10 protein-coding genes are annotated in these 11,068 nt (G+C 38.3%); all 10 read right to left on the bottom strand.

What is annotated here, in order from left to right; translation table 11 throughout:
• Window positions 1–1,181, bottom strand: a 1,181-nt coding sequence (locus tag ACXYMX_RS15695) for a transposase (protein WP_459045183.1), incomplete at its 3' end; no start/stop codon positions are given.
• Between the two features lie 288 nt (window positions 1,182–1,469).
• Window positions 1,470–2,222, bottom strand: a complete 753-nt coding sequence (locus ACXYMX_RS15690; RefSeq protein WP_459045182.1) for a 2-phosphosulfolactate phosphatase — start codon at window positions 2,220–2,222, stop codon at window positions 1,470–1,472.
• A gap of 56 nt (window positions 2,223–2,278) precedes the next feature.
• Window positions 2,279–3,259, bottom strand: coding sequence for an NADPH:quinone oxidoreductase family protein (locus ACXYMX_RS15685; protein ID WP_459045181.1), 981 nt, complete (start codon window positions 3,257–3,259; stop codon window positions 2,279–2,281).
• Between the two features lie 68 nt (window positions 3,260–3,327).
• Entirely contained in the window at window positions 3,328–4,944 is a 1,617-nt protein-coding gene (locus ACXYMX_RS15680; RefSeq protein ID WP_459045180.1) for an acyl-CoA synthetase, read from the bottom strand.
• A 294-nt stretch (window positions 4,945–5,238) separates the two neighbouring features.
• A complete protein-coding gene (locus ACXYMX_RS15675) occupies window positions 5,239–6,279 on the bottom strand; it encodes a phosphotransferase family protein (protein WP_459045179.1) in 1,041 nt (346 codons plus the stop codon).
• A gap of 113 nt (window positions 6,280–6,392) precedes the next feature.
• Window positions 6,393–7,598 (bottom strand): acyl-CoA dehydrogenase family protein, encoded by a 1,206-nt coding sequence (locus tag ACXYMX_RS15670; protein WP_459045178.1) that lies wholly within the window; start codon window positions 7,596–7,598, stop codon window positions 6,393–6,395.
• 113 nt (window positions 7,599–7,711) lie between these two features.
• Window positions 7,712–8,419 carry an ABC transporter ATP-binding protein gene (locus ACXYMX_RS15665; protein WP_459045177.1) on the bottom strand — a complete coding sequence of 236 codons (708 nt, stop codon included), beginning with the start codon at window positions 8,417–8,419 and terminating at the stop codon, window positions 7,712–7,714.
• Window positions 8,403–9,179 (bottom strand): ABC transporter ATP-binding protein, encoded by a 777-nt coding sequence (locus ACXYMX_RS15660; RefSeq protein WP_459045176.1) that lies wholly within the window; start codon window positions 9,177–9,179, stop codon window positions 8,403–8,405. Before ACXYMX_RS15660 ends, ACXYMX_RS15665 begins: the two co-directional genes overlap by 17 nt.
• Window position 9,180: 1 nt before the next feature.
• Window positions 9,181–10,167, bottom strand: coding sequence for a branched-chain amino acid ABC transporter permease (locus ACXYMX_RS15655; protein ID WP_459045175.1), 987 nt, complete (start codon window positions 10,165–10,167; stop codon window positions 9,181–9,183).
• Window positions 10,168–10,173: 6 nt separating this feature from the next.
• Window positions 10,174–11,040 (bottom strand): branched-chain amino acid ABC transporter permease, encoded by an 867-nt coding sequence (locus ACXYMX_RS15650; RefSeq protein ID WP_459045174.1) that lies wholly within the window; start codon window positions 11,038–11,040, stop codon window positions 10,174–10,176.
• Window positions 11,041–11,068 lie beyond the last annotated feature (28 nt).

Genomic DNA, 11,068 nt, shown 5'->3' with positions numbered 1-11,068 from the left:
GCGGTACGTTCTTTGTATAGTTCATCCCATTTTTTCGAACCCCTTGCGGGGAAAGTATACTTTCGCATGTCTGTTGATTGTCTTATTTTATAGGTTTTTTGACAAAGCGAATCGTGTTGTAATGGACAGTTTCCACATTCTCTCGGATGTGTATATTTGAGTGACTTATACTTCAAATCGAAGCTATCGTAACGATAGGAATGTTCCAAGACACATGTTGGTGCGAAATGTTCGTCATAACCGATGGATTCACCTTCGTTACGCCGGTTGTATGGGATGACGGTTTGTAGATTCTGGTTGCTTAATTGTCGATAAATTGGTTCATAATCATAGCCGGCATCTAAAAGGCCGGCATTAAATTGTGCAGGCAAATCTCGTTCAATTTTTTTAAGTAATGGAATGGCAGCTTTTCCGTCGTTCAGATTACCTGAGGTCATCAATCCCGCAAGAATGTATTGGCTTTTCGTGCTGACAGCTAAATGAGCTTTAAAACCAAACCAGAAGGTGTTTTTTCCATCACTGTTTTTCTTGATTCCCCAATTAGGATGAATAGGGGCCTCATTATATAGTGTTTCTACGGATTCGGATAACTGATGAACAATTTCCTTTTCGTAAATTGGACGTGCATCTTCTTCGGTTTGTTTGTCTTTTAGCCATTGTTCACGTTCTGCTTTTGGCTTGCGGCCACGCTTTTTAGGTGCTGGTTTTTCTTTCTTTTCGGCTGGCTTGGCACGATCCCGCGCCTCGAAATGAGTCGCATCAATGGCAATGTTTTCTTCAGTAATGTGCTCTTCATCAATCGCAAGTAAAATGAGTTCATCATGAACGCGTGCCATCGCATCCGATTCGCTGATAAGTGTAATCATTCTTGAGTAAGAAGCTTCTGATGGCAATGTATCTGAATGCAAAAAGCCGCAATCGAAACGGAAAATGGGATCATGTTTTAGACGCTGTACAAGGTCTTTCATTGTAGGAATTCGCTCCACCACACGAGCGATTAATGAGTAGACCATTGCGCCATAATTTAATTCCCTAGGGGCACCTACATTTGTCTGTTTTCTGAACAAAACCCAGATAGGCTCTAGGTTTATCGTTGAAAAAATGGCGTTAAAACGATGGGTAGGTTCCATCTTAAATAATTCATCCATGCCAAACAGACTTTGTTGTCGTATAATGGACATAAGAGCATCTTCCTCCTGTCTGTTGTATGTTGTGGTGACTACATTATACAGGATTTGGGGAGGTGCTCTATTTTTTGTGCCTGAAAAGCCTTGAGCCCCAAGGGCTCTGAATTATGAAATTGACTCAACTAGTTAAATAAAAAATGCACGTATTCACCCATTCATTTTATACTTAGATTCGTTAGATCGAAGTAACTGAATGGGAAATACGTACATATGATTATTCCACAAATAGAAGGTCTAGTAATTGAGCAAATGAATCTCTGTTTTAATCCCTTAACTTCGTCCTTAATGTAGTTGGAGAACTTTATCCAATCGTTTATAGTCATTCATTATCTTATTGTCTGTAAAAATTGGAATCACGTCTACTTTTTCGTGATTGTTAATGACAAATTCGATCGATTTAGTAAAATGTGTACTACTTAAGAATGTAGCTGTCTCACTTTCGTACAAATCTTTAAAGCCTAACGACTTGGATTTCAGATAACTTTCCTTTGCAACCACTGCAGAGTCAGAAACCAAATAATCACCTTTGCTCGATAAATGCGAAATAAGTTGCCCCGCACCAACAAAATCTTCCATAGAAAATCGATTGTCATTTCCTGAACAGATAATAACGATTGACGAATCATCGTTACTTTCGTGTAAACGTTGTGCAATCAAATGGCCATTCACTAGAGAAGAGACATACAAAACCTTTGAACCTTTAGCACTTTCAATGGCTCTTGTTCCATTCGTTGAACAAATGATGGCAGACGTTTGATGTTTAGAAGGAGTGATTAGAGTAGGATCTGGATATTCAAATCCTTCAACAGCATTTCCTTTTGACTCCCCTAGCAATATATACGGCTCCGTTTGAACTTCAGCAAAGTCCTTTGCACTCGATGCATCTTCCATCGCAAAAATTGGTTCATAATTATTTTTTAGTAAGACGGCGATCGTAGAAGTGGCTAAAAACACATCAATCACAACTACAGTACAGTCTTTTAATTGAACAGAATCTACCAATTCCTTTTGTGTGATTACTTGAATTCGTCTCATTCATATCAATCCTTATTCCTTCAATTTTAAAAACTCATACGATTCTAAGCTTTACGTTAAGGCTTAATAATTAGTTTCCCCCAGGTTTTTCGACTCGCCAACAAATCCATCGCGTCGATGACATCTTCAAATTCAAATTCTTTGTATATCAAAGGTTGTATAGTCTTTTGCTCAAATAATTCCATTAAATGCGCATGTGCTTTTATTACTTCCTCTGGCATTAGTCTACGGAATAATCCGAAGTTAACACCGACTACAGAGTAATTTTTGATTAAGGCGTGATTTGTTGGTGCATCCGCAATACGGCCTCCGGCGAATCCAATTATTAGAATTCTACCTTCAAAAGCAACACATCTTCTCGAAAGATCGAATGTATCCCCACCGACCGGATCGAATATCACATCTGCTCCTTTACCTGCCGTTATTTCTTTTACAATATCAACAAAATTTTCTTCCCTATAATTGATTACATAATCAGCACCTAGATTTTTACAAATTTCCGTTTTTTCATTACTTCCGGCTGTTGCGATTACCGTTGCTCCGGCTGCTTTCCCAAGTTGAATTGCGGCAGATCCTACTCCACCAGAACCCGCATGAACAAGGAGTGTTTCACCTTTTCGTAAATTCCCTCTCCGGTGCAATGCAAAATACGTCGTTTGATATGTAATAAACAAAGCTGCCGCTTCATTGTAAGTAAGGCTATCCGGTATAGGAAATACCTTTTCTTCACTTACAGCTACATAGTCTGACAAGCCTCCGTTTGCCTGGATAGGTACTGCTAGTACACGTTGTCCTACAGTAAAGTTAACACCCTTACCAACCTCTTCGACAATGCCAGAAACTTCGGCACCTGGAGTAAATGGTAGTGGGTGCTTTTCCTGATATTTTCCTTGGCATTGCAATATGTCAAAGAAGTTTAAAGCACTTGCCTTAATTTTGATTAGTACTTCCCCGTCTGAAATAGTCGGTTTAGGAGCGCTAACGATACTTAGTGCATCCTTAGGATCTCCGAGTTGCGTAACTACCCATGATTTCATAATACCCCTCCATCTATATAGTAAGTTCTCAATACGTTATCTGCCGTTTGTTAGAGTGCAAATTCAAATCAGCTATTTTTCTTTAATAAAAAGCGCTGAATTTTACCACTTTGTGTCTTTGGAAGTTCTTCTATAAATTCAACTTCTCTTGGATATTGATGTTTCGATAATTTATTTTTAACAAACAGACTCAATTCTTCTTCTAATTCTTTCGAGGAATTGTATGAAGGATTAAGCACTACATACGCCTTTACAATTTCACCTTTTGCTGCGTCTGGTTTCCCAACAACTGCTGCTTCATCTACTGCTGGATGTTCCAACAGACTACTCTCAACTTCAAATGGACCAATGCGATAGCCACCACTGCTTATGATATCGTCTGATCGCCCTTCGAACCAAAAATACCCATCTTCATCTTTACTGGCAAGGTCGCCGGTAAACAACCATTTTCCAAGACGCTTTTCTTTCGATTTTACTGGATCGTTCCAATATCCAAGAAAATAGGATCCAAATCCAGTTGTATCAACCGCAATTTGACCTACTACCCCCATATCAACTGGGTTTCCTTCTTCATCGAGTATATCTACTGTAAATCCAGGAGTTGGCTGCCCCATCGAGCCGGGCTTAATTTTCATATTAGTCATATTATAGTTGTTAACAATCATACCTGTCTCAGTCGCACCATAATGATCGTAGATTTCCCTACCAAAGTTTCGTTTGAAAAAGTGAACAACTTCCGCATTTAATGGTTCACCCGCACTGCTGAATTTCTTTACCTTTAAAGTGAATTCTTTTAAAATGTCTGAACCTTTCGCTGCCATCATTCGATAAGCTGTCGGTGCATGTGCGAAATTTGTAATTTCATAGCGCTCAAATAATTCATAATACTTTTCTACATTAAATGGACCTTTATAGACCAATATTGGGACACCATAACTTAATGGAACGATGGTGTTGGTAAATAGGCCGAATGCCCACCCCATATCTGCACCACCAAAGAACATATCATCATTTTCTACTCCAACTGCCAACCGGACATAGGGATGATGATTAATAAGAACCTTGTGTGACACTGTAGCCCCTTTTGGATTACCAGTTGAACCTGAAGTGAATTGAATTACACTTGGATCTGTAGCTTGTGTAGCAACAGTCTCGTGTTTCTCAGAAAAAGATTGGACAAATTCTTTGAAGGTTTGCCCCTCATTCGTTAATCCATCGATTAACAGAACCTGGGTTGAACCCTCTAAATCTTCTATTTTCTTATATTGCTCTTTATTTGTTAGCAACAACTTACATTCTGCGTCATTCAAACGATGCAAAATTGCATCCGGCCCGAACGCTGTAAATAAAGGAACATAAATTGCCCCTATTTTAAATGTTGCTAGAATTGTAATGATAAGTTCCATTTCTTTACCAAGAAGCCCGGCAACTCGATCACCTTTATCAATCCCTAGTGAACGAAGTCCGTTCGCCATACGATTAGAGTCAGCCTTCAATTGACCATATGTCCACGTTTCTTTATTTCCTGCTTCATCTTCCCAATAAATCGCAACCCGATCTGGTTCCTCATTTGCCCAACGATCACAAATTTCATGCGCCATATTAAATTTCTGATTTGCATCCCAATCAAAAGATTGAAGCACATCTTCCCAGGAAAACTTCTCTTTCAATTCTTCATAATTCATTCGAGCACCCCTATCTTTTAAAATATCTCCCATAGTACTTCTACTCATTCACCTAAAATGCAATGCCTTATTGCAATTTAAACTTAAAATTAATTATAAAAAAACACCTAATCTATGGTGTGTTGGAGTTGTTTAAAAACCAATACCATATAGAAAAGATGTCCACTACATGATAATACATAAACATGGAACTAATTATTAAAAGTATTTAGATACCCTGAAATACTAAAGCATATATAAATATGCTTTAGTATAGGGATCCTTTTTCAATCATTTGTTTTTAGTTTGAAACGATTAAAGAAGTCGATTTTGTCTAGCAAGATCAGCCATTTCAATTAGGTTTTTTACTCCCTGATCTAGTGTGCTAAAACGCTCATCATTCATTTCTCCAATTTTCCAACGGTAGAAAAGTTGCTGTAAAACTCCAGCTAATTTATAAAAACCGAATGCTAAATAATAGGAGACATCAGAAACGTCCCGACCACTTAAATTTGAATACTGTTCAACAAATTCTCGTCGATTTGGAAAGCCCGGTTGATCAGATAGTACCGTTACCCCTATATCTGGTTCTCCAGGCTGCCCCCAATAACTAATGGCTGAACCTAAATCAGTAAGTGGGTCACCTATCGTACAAAGTTCCCAATCAAGTACGCCCAAAACTTCACCCGTATTTGTAGGACTAAACAGCATATTGTTCAATTTAAAATCATTATGGACAATCGTTGCTTCTTGATTTTCCGGGAGATTTTTGATGAACCAATTTTCAAGTTCGGCGACCTGAGGAGTGCCGTCTGTCTTGGAATTTCCATAACGTTGAATCCAACCATTCACTTGACGTTCTAAGTACCCCTCAGGTTTTCCCATAGATGACATATCCGCTTGTTTATAATCAATCGAATGCAATTCAACTAGAGTCTGAATCAAATTTGTAGTAACAAGCATAGGTGCTGCTTCATTTCCTTTATATTCTTCAGGAAGTTTATCATCAATAACCAAACCTTGCTTTTTTTCCATAACATAAAAATGTTTATCCATAATTTTTTCATCTTCGCAATAAACATAAGGTTTTGGCGCTTTTGAAAAAACAGGATTTACTTTTTGAAGAATGTCATATTCTCTTTTCATATCGTGTGCTCGAGGAGGTGTAAAACCAAAAGGTGGTCGCCTTAAAACACCTTCCCATTCATTAATACTGAGTAAATAGGTTAAATTGCTATAACCTGCTGAGAATTGTTTAATCTTCAACTCACCGTTTGGGAAATCAGTAATCTCATTGCGCAAGTAATTTTCCACAATAGCCCAATCTATTGTTTCTTCTTTTATAAATTTATTCATATGATATCTCCCTACTTGAATCTACTTCATCAACTCGAAGTAGATTCAAGAATTATTTCCATTGTATAGTAGAGCTAGACTTCAATTTCGCATTGAAGTGCTTATATCACAACTTACTTATATTGTCTTAATTCAAGACGTGCTATGTCACGACGGTGAACTTCATCTGGACCATCTACTAAGCGAAGAGTTCTTGCATTTGCCCAGTGTGCAGCAAGTGGGAAGTCTTCACTGATTCCTCCAGCACCAAATGATTGAATTGCTTTGTCAATAACTTCTAGACACATTTCTGGAACAGCAACTTTAATCATCGCAATTTCTTTACGTGCATTTTTCGCACCTACTGTATCCATCATATAAGCTGTTTTTAATGTTAAAAGTCGAGCTTGTTCAATTTTAATGCGTGCATTCGCAATCCATTCTCCGATAACTCCTTGTTCAGCTAATGTCTTACCAAATGCAGTCCGCTCCAAAGTGCGTTTACACATTAACTCTAAAGCTCGTTCTGCAGCACCAATAGCTCTCATGCAATGGTGAACACGGCCAGGTCCAAGACGACCTTGTGCAATAGCAAACCCTTGTCCTTCTCCTACTAAGATATTCGACACAGGTACTCTTACGTCCGTCATTGAAATTTCAACGTGACCCGTTGGAGCATGGTCGTAACCGAATACAGGCAATGTCCTTACCACTTCGAATCCAGGCGTATCAAAAGGTACTAGTATCATAGATTGTTGCTCATGCCTTGGTGCATCAAAATCTGTTTTCCCCATAAAGATACCAATCTTTGTTCGCGCATCTCCACCACCGGTGATCCACCATTTACGTCCGTTAATCACATACTCGTCGCCATCCCTAACAATGCTGGATTGTACATTAGTAGCATCTGAAGAAGCTACATCAGGCTCTGTCATTAAGAAGCTTGAGCGAATTTCACCCGCAAGTAGTGGGATAAGCCATTTGTCCTTTTGCTCTTGCGTTCCGTAATGAAGAAAAACTTCCATGTTTCCAGTATCTGGTGCTGCACAGTTAAAGACTTCTGGACCAATCAATGAACGTCCCATAATTTCACAAAGCGAGGCATATTCTAGATTCGTTAGCCCATCCCCGAACTCACTATCCGGCATAAATAAATTCCAAAGACCTGCTTCTCTAGCTTTTACTTTCAACTCTTCCATGATTTTTGAAGGAGTAAAACGATCACCAGAGTTATTCAATTCTTCCTCATATTTCTTTTCGTTTGGATAAACATTTTCCTCCATAAAATCGATAACCCTTTGTTGTAAATCCTTTACTTTATCTGTCAAATCGAAATTCATTTAATAATCCTCCTATAAGTAATCTATTTGTGTTTCATTAGTTCCATGATTTACATTTCCATTGAATATTCCAACCAATTTAATGGGAGGGAGTAAATTAAATACCCCTTTAATTACTCCTCAATCCCAAGATACAACTGTCTAATTCTACTATTGTTTTTCAACTCATCTGATTTACCTTCCAGTGCGCAAACACCGTTTTCTAAAACATACGTATAATCTGAAATCTCCATCGCCATATGAGCATTTTGCTCAACTAGTAAGATTGACACACCATCTGCATTAATCTCTTTAATTATTTCGAATATTTCCTTCACAAGAATCGGCGCAATACCAAGAGACGGCTCATCAAGTAAAAGGTATTTGGGATCGCCCATTAGCGAACGCCCGATTGCTAGCATCTGCTGCTCTCCCCCACTTAAGGTACCAGCCTTTTGATGAAGTCTTTCTTTTAGTCGTGGAAAATACTCATAGACCTTCTCATAATCTTTGTCTAAATCTCTAGTTTTTCTAGTAAAAGCACCAATCTTTAAGTTTTCTTCTACAGAAAGATCTGGGAATACGCGACGCCCCTCGGGACAGTGAATGATTCCAGCCTTTACTATGTCATTCGAAAGTCTTTTCTTCATAGACTTTCCATCAAACTCAAACTCTCCCTTTGTCGTATTCATTATTCGAGAGATTACCTTCAATGTTGTTGACTTTCCTGCACCATTCGCTCCCAGAAGAGAAACAATCTTTCCTTCTGGTACCTCAATTGATACTCCTTGTAATGCTAAGACATTACCATAAGAAGCATGAACATCAGATAACTTCAGCATCCGATTCGACCTCCCCGAGATAAGCCTCAATAACTACTGGACTTACTTGCACTTCTTTTGCTGTTCCTTGAAAAATTTTCTTGCCGAAGTTCACGACTGTTACATAGTCAGAAACCTTCATAACAAGAGACATATCATGTTCAATAACAAGAACAGTATAATTCAATTCGTTTTTCAACCTCAGGATTAATTCGCTAATCCTTGCAGTCTCAACAGGGTTCATCCCTGCAACGGGCTCATCAAGTAAGATAAGTTTCGGATTTGCCATCATTGCTTTTCCAATGTCAACCATCTTTTGGTAGCCAAATGGTAAGTTATGAACTAATTCATCACGCAAATGACTTATTCCAATCATTTCCATAACCTCTTCTGCTTTTTGAATGCATTCCTTTTCCGATTTTCTTATGGAAGGAAGATTGAAAGCAGCAGCGAAAAGATTTTTCTTAATAACTGAATGAAGGCCTGTCAGTAAATTGTCTATAACTGACATCTTTGCGAATAATTCGACGTTCTGAAAACTCCTAGCTATACCTAAGTCTACGATTCTATGAGGCTTATAGTTGTTTAGGTTTGCACCTTCAAAAGAGATTTCCCCTGATGTTGGTTTGTAAAACCGGCTAATGCAGTTAAAAACAGTTGTTTTACCCGCGCCGTTCGGACCGATAATCGAATGAATTTGATTTTCTTTAACTTCAAAGGAAAGCTCATTAACAGCTGTTAGTCCACCAAATTGAACTGTTACTTTATCAAATACTAACATCTTAAACTTCGCCTACCTTTTTTACATTAATTTTTCCTGTTGATTTTTCTTCTGCAGAAGCCACAGCTTTATTCTTCCCTTTAAGGATAGTAATGAGGCCATTCGGTTTAAATAGAATGATCACAACTACAGCTCCGCCGATGACAATATTAGTAATACCCACATAGGCATCTGTGTAATGAGGTATAACTGTAAATATGATTGCGCCAATAATTGCACCCGGTATTGAAGCTAGTCCTCCAACTACAATCATAGCCAAAAGTAAGAACGATATCATAATTGGAAAGTCATTCGGGCTTACAAATCCAATCCAATATGCGTAAAGACCTCCTGCTAACCCAGTGAAAAATGCACTCACAACAAACATCAGTGTTTTGTAAAACGACACGTTCACTCCTGCAGCTTGAGCAGCTACTTCACTTTCACGAATCGCAATAAAAGCTCGACCAAATCTACTTTTAAGAATGTTATACATTAACCAAGTAATAAGAACTGTAACAAACACAACTACGTAAAACATTGAGAGATTCGAACTTAGATATTCAGGTCTAGAAACCATCAAACCTGAGTAACCACCTGTAACGTTATCCCAATTCAGTGCTATTTCAGGGATAGATAATCCAAAACCTAACGTTGCAACTGCCAAAAAGTGTCCTTTTAAGCGAACTGCCGGGAATCCAATAACAAGTCCGATTGCTGCGCTCACTAGACCAGCCATAAGAAGCCCGATGATAATAGGAAATCCTAACTTTGTAGAAAAAACTGCAGCACCATAAGCGCCAATTGTTAAAAAAGCTGCGTGTCCGACTGACAATTGCCCACCATAGCCAACTAAAAGATTAAGGCCCATTGATGCGACAGAGTAGATACAGATCATCACAAATAGTGTCATAAAGTAATTCGATAATCCCATTAAAAAAGGATAGACAACCATAAACAGAACAAGTAAGCTAAGAAGTAATTTTTTATTCTTCAACAAGTTTTTCAAATATCATCACACCTTTTTCACAGTTTGTGCTCCGCCAAAAATTCCTTGTGGGCGCATATAAAGAACGATAATAACTAGAAGGAATGTTAACACGATTCTCATCTCAGGAGCCCAATAATAGGCAACCATATTACCGAATACACCAATAATTAAGCCTCCAATTAGTGCTCCTGGTAAACTTACAAATCCTCCAAGTACTGCGGCTGCAAAAGCCATCATAATAACTTCGATCATCATATGCGTATCAAGAAACATTATAGGCGCAGTCATAATTCCAGCAACTCCACCAAGTATCGCTCCAACTGCCCATGTTGTAGTAAATACTCTAGTTACCTTAATTCCCATTAACTGTGCTGCTGTCATATCCTGAGCCGAAGCTCGCATCGCAAGTCCAATTTTCGTAAATCGAAACAAAACGAAAAATACTAGCATTAGTAGAACAGTTACACCTATAATAAAGATTTCATTTGGGGCTATGTACAAACTGCCTATTTTAAATGAATCTCCCTTTAGTGCTGGCGGAAATGAATTAGGTTGATGTCCCCAGATTAAACCTGCAAGACCATTTAAAAACATAAATATTCCCAAGGTAACAACAACTTGGTTCAACGGCGCGGCAGTCTGTACCCTTTTCATAATCACTTGATAGATTGTAATTCCGAATAGAACTGCAAATGCTAAGGCTAAGAAAATTGCAGTAAAGTAAGGTACCCCCATTGTTGTAAGAAACATAAAGCTAACAAACGTTGTAATCATTGCCATTTCACCTTGAGCAAAGTTTACTATATCCGTTGTTTTATAAATTAGAACCAAACCTAAAGCTGCCAAACCATATATACAACCAAATATTATACCGCTGAAAATAATTTGCATCGAATCCCTCGCTTCCTGTTACCTAGCA

The organism is Sporosarcina sp. CAU 1771 (assembly GCF_054482775.1).
This window is presented reverse-complemented; position numbering and strand designations above follow the sequence as displayed.

Excerpts from the sequence above, each read along its gene's own strand:
- ACXYMX_RS15690 (WP_459045182.1), bottom strand. The coding sequence starts at position 2,222 with ATGAGACGAATTCAAGTAATCACACAAAAGGAATTGGTAGATTCTGTT.
- ACXYMX_RS15685 (WP_459045181.1), bottom strand. The coding sequence starts at position 3,259 with ATGAAATCATGGGTAGTTACGCAACTCGGAGATCCTAAGGATGCACTA.
- ACXYMX_RS15680 (WP_459045180.1), bottom strand. The coding sequence starts at position 4,944 with ATGAATTATGAAGAATTGAAAGAGAAGTTTTCCTGGGAAGATGTGCTT.
- ACXYMX_RS15675 (WP_459045179.1), bottom strand. The coding sequence starts at position 6,279 with ATGAATAAATTTATAAAAGAAGAAACAATAGATTGGGCTATTGTGGAA.
- ACXYMX_RS15670 (WP_459045178.1), bottom strand. The coding sequence starts at position 7,598 with ATGAATTTCGATTTGACAGATAAAGTAAAGGATTTACAACAAAGGGTT.
- ACXYMX_RS15665 (WP_459045177.1), bottom strand. The coding sequence starts at position 8,419 with ATGCTGAAGTTATCTGATGTTCATGCTTCTTATGGTAATGTCTTAGCA.
- ACXYMX_RS15660 (WP_459045176.1), bottom strand. The coding sequence starts at position 9,179 with ATGTTAGTATTTGATAAAGTAACAGTTCAATTTGGTGGACTAACAGCT.
- ACXYMX_RS15650 (WP_459045174.1), bottom strand. The coding sequence starts at position 11,040 with ATGCAAATTATTTTCAGCGGTATAATATTTGGTTGTATATATGGTTTG.